Below are 17,916 nucleotides of genomic sequence, written 5' to 3' on the forward strand. Positions count from 1 at the left end.
ACGCGGCGTCCGCTGGGGCGGGAGCGGCGGCAGTGGCCGTGGGGCTGAACGCTGCGTAGCCGCCGATGCCGCGCGCCCGCCGGACAACGCGAGTCCCGCGCAAGGTAGGGTACCATCACGGCGACCTGCGCCACGCGCTGATCGAGGCAGCGCTGGCGGTAGTCGAGCGGAAAGGCGTGGCTGGACTCACGTTGCGCGAGGCGGCGGAACGCGCCGGCGTAACGCACGCCGCAACCTACCGGCACTTTCCCGACAAGGCGGCGCTGGTTGCGGCACTCGCCGAGCGCGGCTTTCGCCGCCTGCGCGAGATCATGGAGGAGGCGATCGAGCGGACGGCCGCGGATCCGGTGGCGCGGCTCCTTGCTCTGGGCACGGCGTACATGCGCCTTGCCGACGAGCATCCCGCGGTCTTCCGTCTCATGTTCGGCTCCGAGATCGCCGATCGGTCGAAATACCCGTCGCTCCGCACCGCCGACGATGTCGCGTTCGCCGAGCTGCGCGAGGCGATCGCCGCCTGTCAGGCGGCGGGTGTCGTGCGCGAGGGGAATCCCGTGCGCCTCGCCATGGTCGCCTGGGCGATGACACATGGCATCGCTGTCGGCTGGCTCGACGGGCAGTTTCAGCGCCGCGGCTGGCACGACACGACGGCGGAAGAGGTCTTCCTTCGCGCCGCGACGGTGATCTTTGGCGGGCTTTTCAGCGGCGGCGCGGCGCCGCCCGCGCCACAAGGCGCCCGTGCGAGACCGCCGGGAACATCGCCTTCTGCAGCCGACCCGCCGCCGCCAGGGCCGCCTCCGGCGCCCGCGGGTACCGCGCCCCACGTACGCCGGAAACGCCCGCGTGGCTAACGACCTATTTCCCCGTGACCGAAACCTCCACCGAGATCTCGGGGGTGTCGAGATCGGTAGTCCGCACGACGAGGACGTCGGCAAACTCGCCCGTGACGGTCGGCGCAAACTCGATTTCGATCGGGTGTAGCTCCCCGGGTTCGAGGGAGAACGGCTCCTCTCCGGCAGCCACCGCGAACGGCGGCGACAGCGAGCCAATGCGGCCGGCGAGCACCGTGTCCCCGCGGTTCTTGACCCAGAGCTTCCGGGTGCGCACCGCGCCGACGGAGACCCTGGTCGCCAGGCGCGCCCGCGCCCGCGACAGCCGGACATCGCCGCTCCCGGCACCCGTCGCGCGGTTGCGAACGAAAACCGTCTCGGTGTCCTCGCCGTCGCGCCGATCGCTCCACATGACGTGCGGCGACCCGTCGGGCCCGACGCCCATGCCGGGGAAGCGCGCCTCTACCGCGCCGGCGTCGGTCGCGAACTCGAGCGGACTCCAGGTCGTGCCGCCGTCGAGCGAGTAGCGCAGAGCGACGTCGGAGCGGATGTCGTCACTCGGCGGCGGAAGCGCGTCGCGCTCGTCTTTCCACCACAGCCAGAGGACGCCACGCCACGGATCCGAAGCCCAGGAGGAGAGCTTGCTTCGCGCCTCGGAGACGGTGGTCTCGGCCTCCCAGGTGACGCCCAGATCCGGCGAGCGGGCATAGCGCACGCTCGGCGGCGCGCCGCTGGCGGTGTCGAAGACCGTCCACGTGAGGTGCAGGGGCCCAAGCGGATCGACGAGCACGTCCGGGTCCCAGTCGCGCGCGTCGGTGGCAATCGCCGCGCGTTCGACGAACGTCTCACCGCCGTCGCTGGACACTGCCAGGTATACGTCCCAATCGGGCCGGCGCCGCTGGTCGCGCCAGACAACGGCGACCACCTCGCCGCTCGTCCCGTCGACGCTGAACCGAGGCCAGGCCGCGTGCTCGGTCGTGACGGTGCTCAAACGCATCGGCTCAGAGAACGTCTCGCCGCCGTCGGTCGAGCGCGCGTAGTACACCTGCGCCTTGGGCGTAGTTTGATCGGGATTGCCGTGGTGCCAGGCGACATGGACCCGGCCCTGCAGGTCGACGCTCAGGCTCGGCGCAGCCGGATCCGCATCCGCCGCGCCGCTCACATCGTTGGGCTCGTCCGTCCAGGTGTCGCCACGGTCGCAGGAGCGCCGGTAGAAGATCCGCGACGTGCCGCCCAGGCGGCGGTCGTTCCAGGCGACGTGCACCGTGTCGTCCGGTCCGACCGCGAGATTCCCGCCGAGCGCGGGCAGCCGGTTCGTCTCGTTGCCGCCGATGTCCACCCCCTCGCTCCAGGTTGCGCCGCCGTCGTCGGAGTGGGCGTAGAGAATGCGGTACCAGGACCCCTGCTGGTCGGCCCACACCAGATGGAGCCGGCCCGTGGAATCGGCCGCGATCTTTCGCCCCACGCTGCCGGCCGAGCGCAGCCCGGAGGCCGTAACCTGCACCTCGGGACCCCACGCCTCCCCGACGCCGTGAGTAGGCACAGGGTCGGCGGCATACGCGTAGGCGGGGGCCAGGAGGCCGCCCGCGACGGCCGCGGCCAGGGCGAGATTCCGAGCGCGACGAAGCGCGGCGGTGCCCGTGACGGCGCTGCCGCCGCCGGTGGTGGTTGCTTTCTGCATGGCATTCTCCTTTCGCGCGCCCGCCGGCGCGTTCGCCCGCACCGCCACGGGAAGCCTGTTCACCCCCGCATGTTACTCACGGTAACATCGGCGTAAGAGCAATGCCAGAACAATCTTCGCGGGTACGTTCCCCTCTTTCTCTCCTCGTCACCGTTGGCCTGCCCATGGCGGTCTGGTCTCTGTTCGGACAAACGGAGAACGGCATGAAGATCCGTCCGCTGGCGGAGGACAAGGCCGGGTTGTGAGCCAACTGGTCGCCCGTGGAACCGAGCAGACGGCGTCCCCATCGATACGCAGCAGCAGGCACCTTCCCGCCGTTACAGCGCTCGCCCCCGCCTGACAACCCGTGCTCGCCACAGACGCCGAGAAACCTACCGCTCTCGGCTACGGGGCCTCGGCGCATCTGGGGGGAAACGCTCGGTCCGGTTGCGGCTGGAGGCTCTGGACTGGCGGGAGTCTCGCCCTTCCCGGCGCTTTCTAGTCTCCCTGGCGCGCGTCGAGCTGTAACAGCGCGCGCGCCTCGGCGGAGGCCGGCGCCGATAACACCGCCTCCGCCGGCCCGTCCTCCACAACCCGACCCGCCACCAGCACCACCGCACGGTGCGCAACCCGCCGCGCGAACGGTACGTGGTGCGTGACGATCAACAACGTCAGCCCCGTCGCCGCGAGGTCGCTCACGACCGCCAACACCTCACCCACCAGCCCCGGGTCCAACGCCGACGTCGGCTCGTCGAACAATAGCACCTCGGGCCGCACCGCCAGCGCCCGCGCAATCGCCACCCGCTGCTGCTGGCCGCCCGACAAAGTTGCCGGATACGCCCCCGCCTGCCGCTCCAGACCGACTCGCGCCAGTAGCCGCAGCGCCTCCGCACGGGCCGCCTCCAACGACTCCCCCAGAACGTGCCGCGGCGCCGCCATGACGTTCCCCAACGCCGTCAGGTGCGGGAACAGGTGCAGACTCTGAAACACCATGCCCACCCGCCGGCGCAACGCGCACAGCAGCCCCGCATCCGCTCGCTCCGACAAACCGGGCCGCAGCGCACAGCCGGCTACTTGCACCTCCCCCGCCGTGAACGGCGTCAGGTAGTTCAATCCGCGCAACAGCGTCGTCTTGCCCGCCCCCGAAGGTCCCAGAATCGCCACCACCTCCCCCCGCCCGACCTCGAGGTCGACTCCCCGCACGACCTCCGCACCGCCGATAACCGTGCGCAAACCGCGCACCCTCACCATCGCCTCGCTCATCTCGCCGCCGGCGCCAGATAACGTTCCAACCGCCGCGCCCCGCGCGACAACGGGTAACTCATCGCCAGATACAAACCCGCGCACAAAATACCCGGCCCCAGCCAACTGTGCACGTCAACCGCCGTAATCGTCATCTGTTTGGTCAACTCGACTACCGTGATCACCGACACCAACGACGAGTCCTTCAACATCGCAATGAAATCGTTCGCCATCCCGGGCAACGCCGTGCGCAACGCCTGCGGAAACACCACCCGCCAGAACGCCGTCCAGCGCGACATTCCCAGCGCCAGCGCCGCCTCGCTCTGCCCGGCCGGCACGGCCGCCAGACCGGCTCGGTATATCTCCGCCTCGTACGCGGCGTAGTTCATGCCCAGACCCAGCACCGCGGCAACCATGGCATTCAACGCCATCAGCGGCGCCAACCCGTAGTACAGCACATAAAGTTGCAAGAGCAGCGGCGTGCCGCGGAACACCTCTACGTACGTCGCCGCCACCGACCGCGTCAGCCCGCCGCCGTAACGCCTCGCAGTACTGAGCGCCAATCCGCCCGTGACAGCCACCGCCATAGCCAGCAACGACACCACCACGGTCACCCCGGCGGCGCGCACGAAGAGCACCGTCTGCGCCGAGGTCCACCGCGTCGTCCGCGCTGCGCCCGCCGACGGCACCGCAGCCACCGTCGCCTGCCGATCGTCCCACAGATCCCAGCGGCTGAGTATCGTCTTCAGAGTCCCGTCACGACGCAGCTCGTCAAGCGCGGCGTCGATGGCGTTCGCCAGCGCGGTCTCGTCGGGACGCAGTCCGATGACGTAAACGCCGGTGCCCACGGTCGCCGCGGCACGCAACTCCGGCCGCACGAGGCCGTAACGAGCGGCAATGACGTTGTCGAGCAGGACCGCATCGAGCCGGCCCTCGGCGAGGTCGATGTACGGCTCCTCCACCCCCTCGTACAGCACCGCCTCGATGTCCGGACTCCGGCGCAGCAGCTCGTGCGCGAACGAATGCGCCAGCGTACCCACCCGCCGGCCCCGCAGGTCGCTCAGATCGTGCACATCGCGCTCGCCGGCGCGGACCACCAGGGTCTCGGCAAACACATAGTAAGGCGCGCTCAACTCGAGCCGGGTGCGGCGCGACGGCGTCGCTTCCAGCCCGTTCATGATGACGTCGAAGTCGCCGCGCTCCAGTGCGGGCACCAGCGCCGACCAGTCCGTCTGCACGAATTCGGCCCGCACGCCGAGCCGCGCCGCCAGCGCCGCCGCCAGCTCGACTTCGAAACCGACGAGCCGCGTCGCGTCGGCGGGGTCCTGGAAGACGTACGGCTCGCCGCCCTGCACATCGCCGCCCCAGCGCAGGACACCGCGCCGGCGCACGCGCTCGTGACTGTCGGCGGCGGCGGCGCCGCTCGCCCAGGCGAGCAGCGCGATCGTCACGACGGTCGCAGCGACGCGCCACCATCCCGAGCGGCGCGCGACCGCCTCGACCCGCACCGTCACCGGCGCGCTCCCCTCCCCCTCGCTCCGCTCTCTTCCGCGAAGGCGCGAGCGGGCGGGCGGGCATACCCCGGTAACGCAACCGGCTCTTTCACTGCACTGCGAGGTCAACTCTGCCGTGCCGCCGCGGCGCGGGTGCCGACCGCGGCGTCGAACGCGGTATGCATGGCGCTGACCAGTTCCGGCCGGCAGAGCACGTCGAGCGCGGTCATGGCCAGGGCCTTGGCGCCATCGATCGCCGCGTGATGGCCGGTGTCGGACGCCGCCCAGCGCGCGAATTCCACCGAGTGGATCGCCACGCCCGGCGGAGCCGCCGCGATCATCGGGTGAATTGCCGGCACTATCTTGCTCACGTTTCCCATATCGGTGCTGCCCGCCACCGCGGCGCCGATCCCCGCCGGGCTCAGGAGCGACCGGCCCAGGCTGGCGAGATTGCGCGCGTAGGCCTCGACGAGCGGCTGATTGGTGATCATGTCCGAGTAATCCTCGCCCACCGTCCGCAAGCTCAGCTCCGCGCCGCTGGCCGCCGCCCCGGCCCGGAAACACTCGGTGACCCGCTCCTTCAGGCGCTGCAGGTGCGCCTCGGTCCCGGCGCGAATGTAGAACAGGCCGGCAGCGCGCTCCGGCACGATGTTGGGCGCCTGCCCGCCGTCGGTGACGATGCCGTGGATGCGCTCGGTAGGGCGTATGTGCTGGCGCAGGTGCGCGATCGCCGTGTAGGCGGTCACCAGGCCGTCGAGTGCGTTAATGCCGCGATGCGGCGCCGCCGAGGCGTGCGCGGCGCGGCCGCTGTACACGGCCTCCACCTGACTGATCGCCAGCACGTGCATCGACGACAGGTCGGCGCCCGCCGGGTGTACCATCATCGCCGCATCGAGGCCGGCAAACGCGCCCTGACGGGCCATGACGATCTTCCCGCCCCCGCCCTCTTCGGCGGGCGTACCGAGCACCACGACACTGCCCCCCGCTTCCGCAATGACCTCGGCCACCGCCGCGCCGGCGCCGGCACCGGCGGCGGCAATGATGTTGTGGCCACAGCCGTGCCCGATTCCCGGCAAGGCGTCGTACTCGCAAACGATCGCCACGTGCGGCCTGCCCTGACCGAGCCGGGCCGCGAAGGCCGTCGGCAACCCAAAGGCCCCCGCTTCGACCTCGAAACCGTTGGCGCCCAGGTACTCCGCCAACCACGCCGCAGCCCGGTACTCCTCGAACTTGAGCTCCGGGTGCGCGTGGATGCGCATACTGAGGTTGAGGAGGCGTTCCCGCTCGGCCTCCACGCGCATGCACGCCCGTTGCTTCAGGGCGGGGAGCAGGCTCATCGTGCCGCCGTCAGAACTCCACGACCGCGTCGGGCGCGTCGCTCAAGTGAATGGTGTCGACGAACCGCACCACGCGCTGCCGCGCCGAGATCAACAGCGAGCTGGTACGGTCGCCGTGCCCGAAGAAGCGCACCCCGCGCAGCAGCGTTCCGTCGGTCACACCGCTGGCGGCAAAGATTATCTCCGGTCCGGGCGCCAGGTCGCGCTCCGTGTAGACGCGGTTCGGATCCGCAATGCCCATCCTGGCGAGCCGGTTCTCGAACTTCTTGCGCTCCTCGGGCCCGGGCTTGGCCTGCACGAGACGACCTTCCATACTGCCGTTCAGGCAGCGCAGCGCGGCGGCGGTCAGAACCCCTTCAGGCGCGCCGCCGATGCCCATGACGGCGTGGACCCCGGTGCCGCGGATCGCCGCCGAGATCCCCGCCGACAGGTCGCCGTCGGAAATCAGGCGGATGCGCGCCCCGGCGGCGCGGATCTCCTCGATGAGCTTCTCGTGCCGGGGCCGGTCGAGGACGACGACGACGAGGTCCTGCACCGCGCGCCGCAGCCGCGCCGCGATCGCCTCCAGGTTGTCCTTCACGCAAGCGTCGATGTGTACCGCGCCCTTGGCCGCCGGACCGACGATCACCTTCTCCATGTAGCAGTCGGGGGCATTGAGGAGGCCGCCCTTGTTGGAGGCGGCCAGCACGGCGATGGCGCCCGGCGACCCGGTCGCGCACAGGTTGGTACCCTCGAGCGGGTCGACGGCGATCGACACCTCGGGATCGGTGGCGTTTCCGCGGCCGACCGACTCGCCGATAAACAGCATCGGCGCTTCGTCCCGCTCGCCCTCCCCGATCACGATCGTGCCGCGCATCGGCAGCCCGTCCATGGCTTGCCGCATCGCCTCGACAGCGACGCGATCGGAGTTGTGGCGGTCCCCTTCCCCCATGGTCCGCGCCGACGCTATCGCCGCCTCTTCGACGACACGAAGGAATTCGCGGGTCAACGTTTGCTCGATCGACATCGGGTTCGTCCTTTCCCTGTGGCTCCGAGTCGGGCCTCGCAGCCCTTGCGGCGGCTGTATCACGGACCCGAACGAATTCTCAAATGCGGCGTGCGCGACGCCGTCGTGCCGTGCGATAAGAGGGCATGCGGACGGCGACCCCGACCCCACCGCACTCGCCGCTCGCGGTCACCCGGATCGTGCCGGGCGCCGGGGCCGTGAAATTCTGCCTCGCTGCGGGCGGCCCCCCGGACGCGCCGCTCGAAGCGGAGGCGGTACTCATGCGCATGGCCGGCTACGGCGGCACGCAGTGGTACACGCTGTGCGTCTCGTCGCAGATCGGCTGCGGAGTGGGTTGTCCGTTCTGCGAGACCGGCCGGATGGGCCGGCGCGGGGACCTCGGCGCCGAGGCCATCGTCGCTCAGTACCTGGCCGCCCGCCGCTGGCTGGAGCCCCAGGGGGAGAGCATCCGCAATGTCGTGTTCATGGGTATGGGCGAGCCGCTGGATAACCTCGATGCGGTCCTCGGCGCACTGACCACGCTCGGCGATCCGAAGGGCATCGCGTTGCCGCTGTCGCGGGTCACCCTCTCGACCGTGGGTCGTCGCGCCGGTCTGGCGCGGCTGGCCGAACTCGCCCGGCAGCCGCCGTGGGCGGATCTGCGGCTGGCGATATCCCTGCACGCGGTCACCGACGGGTTGCGTAACCGATTGGTCCCAGCGAACCGGGCCATGCCGCTGCCGGAGCTGCGGGAGGCGCTTCGTGCCTATCCGTTGAAGCGACGGGGCCGTCTGCTGCTCCAGTACACCCTGCTCGGCGGGGTCAACGACGCCGTCGCCGATGCCGAGGCGCTGGCCGAGTGGTGCCGGTCGCTGCGTTGCACGGTCAACGTGATCCCGTACAACCCGCAGCGCGACCCGCGATGGGTAACGCCGTCCGCGGCCACGATCGGGGTCTTTCTCGACCGGTTGCGGCGCGCCGGGGTGCGCGCAAAGTGCCGCCGGACCCACGGTGCCGAGGTCTTCGCCGCCTGCGGACAACTCGGTACCCGGCAAGGCAAATCGGGGCTTCAAAAAGATCTGGAATTCGGCCTAAGATCGGTCGACAGTAGGCACATACCCTCCGAATAGAAAGGCTTGTCCGTGCACTGGCTAATCCTCATCCCTTGCTACTTCTTCGGCGCCATGAGTCTGCTCGCTTTGTTCATGTTGTGCAGCCGGCTGTTGCGGCTCAGGCTGCCCATCGACTGGCTGGTCGGCATCGCCATTGCCGTTGCGGCGGTGGCCGTCGTTGCGCCACTGGCGCTGGGCGTGGTCGATCTGCACGCGGTGTCCGGCCGGGCGGTGCTGGTCGTCGGGCTGGCGTCGTTCGTCCTGACCGGCATCGACGTGGCGGTGGCGCGCCTGCTGCCGTTGCCGCTCGACCGCGACATCGAACGTCTGTAGAAATGCCCGCCGCCGCAAGTCGCGGCGGGTACCGGAGCACACGATAACGGATCGTTCCGGGCCCTGTGCCGGGCCCGGAACGGGTAGGTGTCGTGCCCCGTATCAGCGACCGGAACATGGGACGGGCAGCCGAACGTGGGCCGGGCAACCGCGAGGGTTGCCCCAGCCGGAGGGCGAGATGGACCGCAGGCGCAGTTTCTGGGGCTGGGGTTGGGAGGACGAGGCGCTGTCGGCCGAGGCGCAACAGCGTCTGGGTGCACTGGTCGCGGCGCGCCTCGGGCTCGGCGAACTCACCGCCACCCCGCCGCCGCGTCTCGAAGAGCTGACGCTGCGCGCGCCGCGCATCGCACCGCCGGCGGCCCTGGCGTCGATCTGCTCGACGACGCCGGCCGACCGCGCCGGGCACACTTACGGCAAATCATTTCGCGACATCGTCCGTGGCCTGCGTCGTCTCTATCCCAACCCACCCGACTTCGTCGCCTTCCCGCGCTCGGAGGACGAGATCGCCGGGCTGCTCGAATGGTGCACGGCGCGCAATGTGGCGGCTATACCCTACGGCGGCGGATCGAGCGTCGTCGGCGGCGTCGAGGCGCCGCCCGATGCGGCCTGCGCCGGCGTGGTCTCGATCGATTTGCGGCATTTCGACCGCGTCCTCGCCATCGACCCGGTAGCGCGCGCCGCCCGCATTCAGGCCGGCGTGTACGGCCCCGCCCTCGAAGATCAGTTGCGCCCGCACGGCTTCACGCTGCGCCACTTCCCACAGTCGTTCGAGCTGTCCACGTTGGGCGGCTGGATCGCGACGCGGTCCGGCGGCCATTACGCGACCCTGTACACGCACATCGACGACTTCGTCGAATCGCTGCGCGTCGTAACCCCGCGCGGGGTGGTCGAGTCGAGACGGCTGCCGGGCTCGGGCGCGGGTCCCAGTCCCGACCGGCTGTTCATCGGCTCCGAAGGCATTCTCGGCATCATCACCGAGGCCTGGATGCGGCTGCAGGCGCGGCCCCGCTTCCGCAGTGCCGTATCGGTCCCCTTTCCCGACTTCGCCGCCGGCGTCGACGCGACCCGGGCCATCTCGCAGGCGGGACTCTATCCGGCCAACTGCCGTCTGCTCGACGCCGGCGAAGCGCTCACTGCGGGAGTCGGTACCGATACCGTCCTGCTGCTCGCCTTCGAATTTGCGGACCACGCACCGGATGCGTGGATGGCGCGGGCGCTCGAGTGCTGTCGCGACCACGGCGGAGTTGTTCCCGCAGGCGCCGGACGGACACGCACGGCCGGCGCGGGCGGAGCGGACGAAACCGCGGGGGCCTGGCGGCGATCGTTTCTGCAGATGCCGTACTTGCGCGACGCACTGGTCGGTCTGGGCATGATCAGCGAGACCTTCGAGACGGCGATCACGTGGGATCGTTTCGCGGCGTTCCACGCGGGCGTCAGCGCCGCGGTCGAGGACGTCCTGCGGCGCGTTTGCAAGGGCGGCCAGATGACCTGCCGGTTCACGCACGTCTACCCCGACGGCCCCGCACCTTACTTCACGGTGGTGGCGCCGAGTCGCCCCGAAGCGCAGCTCGAACACTGGGACATCGTCAAGTCGGCGGCCGCCGACGCGATCGTCAGGCTGGGCGGAACGATCACGCACCACCATGCGGTGGGACGCGATCATCGCCCGTGGTACGACCGCCAGCGGCCGCCCCTGTTCGCCGCGGCACTGGCGGCCGCCAAGCGCGTGCTCGACCCCGGCGCGGTCCTCAATCCGGGGGTTCTCATCGACCCCACGCGGGAGTGCCCATGACCTGGCGGTCGTCTCACGACGACGAAAACGCGGTCCCCCCGGCGGGGTCGGGGTCGGAATCGTTATCGGGATCGAGGGAATCGGATCGATACCGATACCGATGCCGATACCGACGCCGATGGCTGCCCGCCATTGCGCTTGCCCCCCGGTCCCCATCCACCCCGATCTTCGAAGGAGGCGGACACCAACCCCCGGAGGGGCACCGAGCCGGCTTCGTGACTGGAGCCGGCGGCCGATTCCGCTTATGGTGCGGGCGGTCGCCGGCGACAGCGGGCGGCAACGAGACGGGAGCGAAGCGATGGCCAGGGAGACTTTGACGGTTACGGACAACCGCACCGGGCGAAACTACGAACTGCAGATCCGGGACGGTGCAATAACGGCGGGGGAGCTGGCGCAGATCAAGGCCGGCGCCGACGACGCCGGGCTGCTGAGCTTCGATCCGGCCTTGCGCAACACGGCCACCTGCCGCAGTGCGATCACGTATCAGGACGGCACCACGGGTATCCTGCGCCATCGCGGCTATGCGATCGAGGACCTGGCCGCCCACTCGACCTATCTCGAGGTTGCCTATCTCATTTTCCACGGCGAGTTGCCGACCGCCGCGCAGTTCCGCGCCTGGCAGACGGAAATTGCCGAAAACTACCTGATCCACGAGAACGTGGCCCGGTTCCTCGACGGCTTCCGCTACGACGCGCACCCGATGGGCGTGCTGGTCAGCACCGTGGCGGCACTGTCGACTTTCTTCCCCGAGGGACAGATCATCGACGATCCGGCGGTACGCCGCCGGCAGGCGATACGGCTGCTGGGCCAGGTGCCCACCCTCGCCGCCTTCGCTCACCGCCGCCGCCTCGGCATGCCCTACGCGTACCCGGACATGGAGCTGTCGTACATCGGCAACTTCCTGAACATGATGTTCCGCATGACCGAATTGCGTTACGAGCCCGACCCGGTGGTCGAGCGGGCCCTGGACGTCCTGTTCATCCTGCACGCCGACCACGGCCAGGCCTGTTCGACGACGACAATGCGGTGCGTGGGCAGTGCCCGAACCGATCCGTACTGCTCGGCGGCGGCGGCCGCCGCGGCGCTTTACGGGCGATTCCACGGCGAGGGCTTCGATGCGGTGATCGCGATGCTCGAAGGAATCGGCACGCCGAGCGGCATCGACGCGTTCGTCGAAGGGGTCAAGGCGCGCCGCGAGGAGCCGCCGGGCTTTGGCCACCGCCTTTACAGAACGTACGACCCGCGCGCCCGCATATTGCGCCAGGAGGCCGAGAAGGTGTTCGCAGTCACCGGCCGTCCGGCGATTTTCGACATCGCCCTGCGACTCGACGATCGCGCGCAGACGGATCCCTACTTTGCGGAGCAGTCTCTTTATCCGATCGTCGACTACTACGAGGCCATCATCTACCACGCCATCGGGTTCCCAGCCGAGGTCTTTCCCGTGCTCTTTGCCCTGCCGCGCTTCGTCGGCTGGGTGTCGCAGTGGGACGAGATGCTCGCCGACCCGAGCCACAAGACGTATCGTCCGCGGCAGATCTACACGGGAGCCGGGGAGCGGTCGTACGTGCCGCTCGGCGCGCGCCGGGAGTGAGGGCGAGCCATGCGCAACCACCCGCCCTGTTGCATCGGCGCCGCGGCCGGGGCATTTACGTCGCGCGGTCGACCGACACCGTGGCCATCGACCAGGAGCTGACGTGACCAGCACAAAGCAACAGACGAAGCGTAAACCGGCACCGACGAAGCCGAAGACGCGCTCGGCGCGCCGTCGGCCCCAGCCCCAACCGGTTCGGGTGCCGCTGTTGCAGGCCGACGATATTCGCACCATTCTCATGGATATCGCCTCGACGGTCGCGCCCGGCGACGTTATCGAGCTGCTCGGCCATGCCGACGAACTGAGAACCCGCGCCGCCGAGATGAACGCCCCGCACGTCGATTTGTTCCGGGCGCAGCTCGACCTCGCCCTCGCGTGCCTCACCGACCACATCGCCGGCGACTGCCCGCAGATCCCGTACTCCACCATCGGCCTGCTTGCTGGCGCCGTATGCTACTTCTCCGACCAGCTCGATGTGATCCCCGACTTCCTTCCGAACGTGGGGCAGCTCGACGACGCCGTGGTCCTGGCGATGGCTTTCCACATGGGCGAGGCCGGCCTGCGCCGCTACTGCGACTGGAAGGGCATCGACCTCGAACCGCTGCGCCACACCGATCCGATTCCGGCGTACCGCTGACGAGCCGCGCGCCCGGCTCGATCGAACCCCGACTTGCCCGTGGCCGGGGAGGCGGTGTATAGGGCACTCGACGTACTCGCACCGTTCGTGTGCGCGTCCCGCCAACGGCGAGCGGCGCGCCCGCCGCGGTAACCAGCAAAGGTAGGGAATCGGATGAAGCGGAAGAAAATCGCCTTGATCGGGGCCGGCATGATCGGCGGCACGCTCGCCCATCTCTGTGCGCTCAAACGCCTCGGGGACGTCGTCCTGTTCGACGTCGTCGAGGGCATGCCCCAGGGCAAGGCCCTCGATCTTCTCGAAAGCGGCCCCATCGAGGGCTTCGATTGCAGCATCGTCGGCACCAACAACTACACCGATATCGCCGGGGCGGACGTCTGCATCGTCACGGCTGGCCTGGCGCGAAAACCCGGCATGAGCCGCGACGACCTGCTGGCCGTGAACACCAAGATCATGGTCGACGTCGCCACCAACATCCGCACCCATGCCCCGGAGGCGTTTGTCATCGTGATCACCAATCCGCTCGACGCCATGGTGACGGCGATGAAGCGGGTTACCGGCTTTCCCAAGCACCGCGTCGTCGGTCAGGCCGGCGTGCTCGACTCGGCCCGTTATCGCACCTTTATCGCCATGGAACTCGGCGTGTCCGTGCAGAGCGTCACGGCCATCGTACTCGGCGGCCACGGCGACGACATGGTCCCCGTCCGCAGCTACTGCCATGTCGGCGGCGTACCGGTGGAAAAGCTCATCGCACCCGAACGGCTCGAAGCCATCGAACACCGGGTGCGTCAGGCCGGCGGCGAAATCGTCAACCTGATGAAGTCCTCGGCATTCTACTCCCCGGCCCATGCCGCAATTCAGATGGCCGAGGCTTATCTGTTCGACCGCCAGCAGATACTGCCGTGCGCCGCGCTGTTGGAGGGCGAATTCGGGGTCGACGGCTTCTACGTCGGCGTGCCGGTACTCATCGGCGGTGGCGGCGTCGAACGGGTCGTCGAACTCGCCCTGACGGCTGCCGAACAACAGGCCCTCAACGAGTCGGTCAGCCACGTGCGCGAACTGGTCGCGGCCGCCGCCAAGTTTCTGCCCGCATGAAAGCCGGGCACCGATTTCGCCTATGCGCTGCTAACGAACTGAGGACCCGAGCAACCCGCCGCTCGAGACCCCGGCGGCTCGGCACACCAAGAACCCACCTTCGCCCTTCGGACCCGGAGTGCGGCCGCTTGCGGCGGCCGCGGGTAAGCGGGGCGGCGGGCAGGAGATCCGGATGAACGTACACGAGTTTCAAGCGAAAGGGCTGCTGCGCAAGTACGGCGTCGCCGTTCCCGAAGGCCGTGAGGCCACCAGCGCCGCGGAGGTCGAAGCGCTGGCCCGCGAACTGGGTTGCCCCTGTGTCGTCAAGGCACAGATCCACGCCGGCGGCCGCGGCAAGGCCGGCGGGGTGAAGGTGTGCAAGAGCCCGGAAGAAGCCCGCACGTTCGCCGGCGGATTGATCGGCAAGACTCTGGTCACGCACCAGACCGGCCCTGCGGGGCGGGAGGTGCGCCGGGTCCTGGTCGAGCAGGGGTGCGACATCGCGCGGGAACTCTATCTCGGCGTGGTGATCGACCGGGCGACGAGCCGCGTCACGCTGATGGCAAGCTCGGAAGGGGGCGTCGAGATCGAGGAGGTGGCGGCGCGCTCGCCGGAGAAGATTCTGCGCGAGATTGTCGATCCCGCCGTCGGCCTGCAGGCCTTCCAGGCTCGCAAGATCGCGTTCGGCCTCGGCTTGCCGAAGCCGAGCACCAATAAGGCGGTAGCGTTCATCACCGCGCTCTACCGGGCGTTCGTCGAGTGCGATGCGTCGCTCGCCGAGATCAATCCGCTGGTGGTCACGGGCAGCGGCGACCTGCTCGCTCTCGACGCCAAGATGGGCTTCGACGACAATGCCCTGTTTCGCCATCCGGAAGTGCGGGAGCTGCGCGATATCCACGAGGAAGACCCGAAGGAGGTCGAGGCGTCGCGGTTCGACCTCAGCTACATCTCGCTCGACGGCAATATCGGCTGCATGGTGAACGGTGCCGGGCTGGCGATGTCGACCATGGACATCATCAAGCAGTACGGGGGCAGCCCCGCCAACTTCCTCGACGTCGGCGGCGGCGCCACGACCGAGAAGGTCACGGCGGCATTCAAGATCATTCTGGCCGACCCGAACGTAAAGGGCGTGCTGGTCAACATCTTCGGCGGCATCATGAAGTGCGACGTCATCGCCACCGGGGTGGTCGAGGCGGCGCGCGAGGTGCATCTCGCGGTGCCGCTGGTCGTGCGGCTCGAAGGCACGAACGTCGACCTCGGCAAACGGATTCTCGAGGATTCGGGCCTCAACATCGAGTCGGCCTCGGACATGGCCGATGCCGCCCGCAGGATCGTTGCGGCCACCGCTCGCACCGCCTGACCCCTCGACCCACAGGCTACTGTGGAAAACCTGTGAACAGCGAACTTCCGGGCCACCGGCAACGCGGCCCGCTTTGGAATGCCCGCCAAACGGGCACACCCCTAAGCCCCGAATCCGGCTGTTATCCTGCGGCCTTACCGCCCGGATGTGGAGCGGATTCTGGCTTCGGTTCACCAAACGTTCACATAACGACCGGAAAAGCCGCCGTGTTGATAACCCAGGCCCGGCCGGGTGGTCAGAGATCCTTGCGGACCACAACGTCCTCGGTACCGGCGGCGACGGATTCCTGCTTGCCGTCGATGTAGAGGCGGGCAACCAGCTCGTTGCTGTTGGTACTGCGGAACACGGCGCTGACGGCCTCCTGCGGCTTCTGCAGGAAGTAGATGCTGGGCGTGGTCGGGACCGGATCGGCAGCGGAGCGCTGCCCGAGCTGGTGGGTGGTATCGATGTCGCCCATGGTCCCGCTGAACTGAATGCCGAACGTGCCCGGCTGCTCGTCGTCCACGTAACAGCTAAAGACCCCGGGCACCGGTGCGCAGACGTCGAAGCGTACCTCCGGATCGGGCGGGCGCAGCGCCGGCGGATTATTGGCTGCGGTCTGCAGCGTAATCGTGCTGCCCGGTCCGTCGCTGATCCGGAACAGATCCGCGCCGCCCCCGGTTACCACCAGCCGCACGCGAATCGCGCCCTCGCCGACTTGCTTGAAGCGGCCGCTGTACGGCGGACCGGCGCCTTCGAGGACGAAGTTGAACACGGACGTCGCGGTAAAGACGGTGCCCGCCAGCGACGTGTACTCGATCTGCCCGCCGGCCAGCGACTCCACTTCGAAGGTCGCCGTGCCCTCCAGCGGCTCCACCTGATAACGGACTTCCGGGTAGGTGGCAGGGTTGCTGCCGCCTTCGCCGCATGCGCTCGCGCCGGCGAGCAGCAGGACCAGTACACACGCCAGCGCGGCCCTTTTCATCGCCGTTCTTGTCGCAGCAACGCCGCGGAGCGTCAAGGCGCGCACACGGCGCCGGTCGCCGCGGCACCGCTCCGAACGCGGCCGAGGGTGGCTGGACAAGCGGGCGTTGCATAGGGCAAAATCCGTGATCAATCCGTCAGCATCGAGGAGGCGTAAACGCGGAGGCAAACCATGGCCGCACGTGTATTGATCATTCATCCCGCTCCGTATCGCGCGAAGGACGACCGGCGCGTCGTCAAACTGAAAAGCCGCCGCCTCGTCCCGCTCACCCTACCCTACCTTGCCGCTCTGACCCCCCGGGAATACGACGTCACCCTCGTCGACGAAGCGCTCGAGGACGTCGACCTCAACGTCCCGACCGATCTCGTCGGCATCACGGCATGGACGGTCAACTCGCTGCGCGCATACGACATCGCCGCGGCTTTCCGACGGCGCGGCATACCGGTCGTCATCGGCGGGCCGCATTCCTTCTTTCACCCGGACGAGGTCGCCGCGCACGCCGATGCGGTAGCCGTCGGCGAAGCGGAAGCGATCTGGCCGCGAGTTCTGGCCGACGCGGCGGCCGGACGCTTGCAAAGCCGATACGACGCGCCGCCGATGACCGATCTGAGCAACCTCCCGCACCCGCGTTACGACTTGCTCGACCTCAAGCGCTACGGACGCATTCGCACCTTCGCGGTTCAGCCCTCGCGGGGCTGTCCGTTCAAGTGCGATTTCTGTTCCGAGCGGCTGTTCCTGGGCGAAGGCTTCCGGGTTCGCCCCGTCGACGACATAGTCGAGGAAGCGAAGCGCTGCCGGTCACGGTTCGTGTTCTTCGCCACCAGCAACTTCGCCGGCAAGCGGGCCCACGCCATGGAACTCATGGAAAAGCTCGTGCCCCTGAAGCTGCGCTGGTCGACGCTGTGGACCCTGCACCTGTGCAACGATCGCGAGTTCATGAATCTCGCCGCCCGCAGCGGTCTCTTGCACGTCAACATCGGCATGGAGAGCATCGACCCGGTTACCCTCAAGTCGATGAACAAGAAGCAGAACAAGGCGGCGCAGTACGGCGAAATGCTCGACGGTTTGCGGCACCGCGGAATCTCCTACTCGCTGAATTTCATCTTCGGTTGGGAGAGCGAGTCAGCCGGCGTGTTCGACGCCACCCTCGATTTCCTCCAGCGCCACAAGGTGCCCGCCGCCTACTTCAACATCCTGACACCCCACCCGGGCAGTCCGTTCCACGCCCGCCTGCGGGCGGAAGGGCGTCTCCTTCGCGCCGAGGAAATCGGTCGATACCCCGGCATGGAATGCCACATCACGCCGCCGTACTGCACCCCCGAGGAGCTGATGGAGCGCGTGCGCGACATGTACCGGAATTTCTACAGCCTGCCGTCGATCGCCCGCCGGCTACCGCCTCCGGTAACGCTGGCGAACCTCACCTCGTGGATGATCAACCTGTCGCAGCGCCGGCTCACCAGGAATCCCGACCAGGAGGACAACTTCAGCGACTTCTAGGCGTCCATCGGCGTC

Annotated in this window: 15 protein-coding genes; 9 read left to right on the plus strand and 6 right to left on the minus strand. The window is 68.7% G+C overall.

All coding sequences use genetic code 11. The features are described from left to right. The first annotated feature begins 65 nt into the window (after nt 1-65). Nucleotides 66-848: a TetR/AcrR family transcriptional regulator gene (locus L6Q96_09855; protein MCK6554867.1), complete on the plus strand. Its 783-nt coding sequence runs from the start codon at nt 66-68 to the stop codon at nt 846-848. A 4-nt stretch (nt 849-852) separates the two neighbouring features. On the opposite strand, the gene L6Q96_09860 is transcribed toward L6Q96_09855, so the two are convergent. From L6Q96_09860 to glpX, 5 genes are all read right to left on the minus strand, one after another. Then, entirely contained in the window at nt 853-2,508 is a 1,656-nt protein-coding gene (locus L6Q96_09860) for an exo-alpha-sialidase (GenBank protein MCK6554868.1), read from the minus strand. A gap of 477 nt (nt 2,509-2,985) precedes the next feature. Then, nucleotides 2,986-3,738 carry an amino acid ABC transporter ATP-binding protein gene (locus L6Q96_09865; GenBank protein ID MCK6554869.1) on the minus strand — a complete coding sequence of 251 codons (753 nt, stop codon included), beginning with the start codon at nt 3,736-3,738 and terminating at the stop codon, nt 2,986-2,988. A gap of 8 nt (nt 3,739-3,746) precedes the next feature. Continuing rightward, complete coding sequence (locus L6Q96_09870; GenBank protein ID MCK6554870.1) at nt 3,747-5,243, minus strand: ABC transporter substrate-binding protein/permease; 1,497 nt, start codon at nt 5,241-5,243, stop codon at nt 3,747-3,749. A 104-nt stretch (nt 5,244-5,347) separates the two neighbouring features. Next, on the minus strand, nt 5,348-6,559 hold the full coding sequence (locus L6Q96_09875) for a M20 family metallopeptidase (GenBank protein ID MCK6554871.1): 1,212 nt from the start codon (nt 6,557-6,559) through the stop codon (nt 5,348-5,350). Nucleotides 6,560-6,569: 10 nt separating this feature from the next. Next, a complete protein-coding gene (gene glpX, locus L6Q96_09880) occupies nt 6,570-7,565 on the minus strand; it encodes a class II fructose-bisphosphatase (GenBank protein MCK6554872.1) in 996 nt (331 codons plus the stop codon). 125 nt (nt 7,566-7,690) lie between these two features. On the opposite strand from glpX, the gene L6Q96_09885 reads away from it, so the two are divergent. From L6Q96_09885 to sucC, 7 genes are all read left to right on the plus strand, one after another. After that, entirely contained in the window at nt 7,691-8,674 is a 984-nt protein-coding gene (locus tag L6Q96_09885) for a 23S rRNA (adenine(2503)-C(2))-methyltransferase RlmN (GenBank protein MCK6554873.1), read from the plus strand. A 12-nt stretch (nt 8,675-8,686) separates the two neighbouring features. After that, nucleotides 8,687-8,989 (plus strand): hypothetical protein, encoded by a 303-nt coding sequence (locus tag L6Q96_09890; protein ID MCK6554874.1) that lies wholly within the window; start codon nt 8,687-8,689, stop codon nt 8,987-8,989. Between the two features lie 178 nt (nt 8,990-9,167). Beyond that, the gene (locus L6Q96_09895; GenBank protein MCK6554875.1) at nt 9,168-10,781 is read left to right on the plus strand and encodes an FAD-binding oxidoreductase; all 1,614 of its coding nucleotides are present in this window, start codon (nt 9,168-9,170) and stop codon (nt 10,779-10,781) included. Nucleotides 10,782-11,025: 244 nt separating this feature from the next. Then, the gene (locus L6Q96_09900; GenBank protein ID MCK6554876.1) at nt 11,026-12,372 is read left to right on the plus strand and encodes a citrate (Si)-synthase; all 1,347 of its coding nucleotides are present in this window, start codon (nt 11,026-11,028) and stop codon (nt 12,370-12,372) included. 103 nt (nt 12,373-12,475) lie between these two features. Beyond that, nucleotides 12,476-13,009 carry a DUF1232 domain-containing protein gene (locus L6Q96_09905; GenBank protein ID MCK6554877.1) on the plus strand — a complete coding sequence of 178 codons (534 nt, stop codon included), beginning with the start codon at nt 12,476-12,478 and terminating at the stop codon, nt 13,007-13,009. Between the two features lie 153 nt (nt 13,010-13,162). Next, a complete protein-coding gene (mdh, locus tag L6Q96_09910) occupies nt 13,163-14,101 on the plus strand; it encodes a malate dehydrogenase (GenBank protein ID MCK6554878.1) in 939 nt (312 codons plus the stop codon). Nucleotides 14,102-14,273: 172 nt separating this feature from the next. Beyond that, on the plus strand, nt 14,274-15,440 hold the full coding sequence (sucC, locus tag L6Q96_09915; GenBank protein MCK6554879.1) for an ADP-forming succinate--CoA ligase subunit beta: 1,167 nt from the start codon (nt 14,274-14,276) through the stop codon (nt 15,438-15,440). A gap of 235 nt (nt 15,441-15,675) precedes the next feature. Here sucC and L6Q96_09920 read toward each other — a convergent pair whose 3' ends face one another. Then, entirely contained in the window at nt 15,676-16,404 is a 729-nt protein-coding gene (locus tag L6Q96_09920; GenBank protein ID MCK6554880.1) for a hypothetical protein, read from the minus strand. Nucleotides 16,405-16,575: 171 nt separating this feature from the next. On the opposite strand from L6Q96_09920, the gene L6Q96_09925 reads away from it, so the two are divergent. Further along, a complete protein-coding gene (locus L6Q96_09925; protein ID MCK6554881.1) occupies nt 16,576-17,901 on the plus strand; it encodes a radical SAM protein in 1,326 nt (441 codons plus the stop codon). Nucleotides 17,902-17,916: the final 15 nt, after the last annotated feature.

It is taken from the genome of Candidatus Binatia bacterium (genome assembly GCA_023150935.1).
Taxonomy (GTDB): Bacteria; Desulfobacterota; Binatia; order HRBIN30; family HRBIN30; genus JAKLJW01.

Excerpts from the sequence above, each read along its gene's own strand:
- L6Q96_09855 (MCK6554867.1), top strand. The coding sequence starts at position 66 with ATGCCGCGCGCCCGCCGGACAACGCGAGTCCCGCGCAAGGTAGGGTAC.
- L6Q96_09860 (MCK6554868.1), bottom strand. The coding sequence starts at position 2,508 with ATGCAGAAAGCAACCACCACCGGCGGCGGCAGCGCCGTCACGGGCACC.
- L6Q96_09865 (MCK6554869.1), bottom strand. The coding sequence starts at position 3,738 with ATGGTGAGGGTGCGCGGTTTGCGCACGGTTATCGGCGGTGCGGAGGTC.
- L6Q96_09875 (MCK6554871.1), bottom strand. The coding sequence starts at position 6,559 with ATGAGCCTGCTCCCCGCCCTGAAGCAACGGGCGTGCATGCGCGTGGAG.
- glpX (MCK6554872.1), bottom strand. The coding sequence starts at position 7,565 with ATGTCGATCGAGCAAACGTTGACCCGCGAATTCCTTCGTGTCGTCGAA.
- L6Q96_09885 (MCK6554873.1), top strand. The coding sequence starts at position 7,691 with ATGCGGACGGCGACCCCGACCCCACCGCACTCGCCGCTCGCGGTCACC.
- L6Q96_09895 (MCK6554875.1), top strand. The coding sequence starts at position 9,168 with ATGGACCGCAGGCGCAGTTTCTGGGGCTGGGGTTGGGAGGACGAGGCG.
- L6Q96_09900 (MCK6554876.1), top strand. The coding sequence starts at position 11,026 with ATGGTGCGGGCGGTCGCCGGCGACAGCGGGCGGCAACGAGACGGGAGC.
- mdh (MCK6554878.1), top strand. The coding sequence starts at position 13,163 with ATGAAGCGGAAGAAAATCGCCTTGATCGGGGCCGGCATGATCGGCGGC.
- sucC (MCK6554879.1), top strand. The coding sequence starts at position 14,274 with ATGAACGTACACGAGTTTCAAGCGAAAGGGCTGCTGCGCAAGTACGGC.
- L6Q96_09920 (MCK6554880.1), bottom strand. The coding sequence starts at position 16,404 with ATGAAAAGGGCCGCGCTGGCGTGTGTACTGGTCCTGCTGCTCGCCGGC.
- L6Q96_09925 (MCK6554881.1), top strand. The coding sequence starts at position 16,576 with ATGGCCGCACGTGTATTGATCATTCATCCCGCTCCGTATCGCGCGAAG.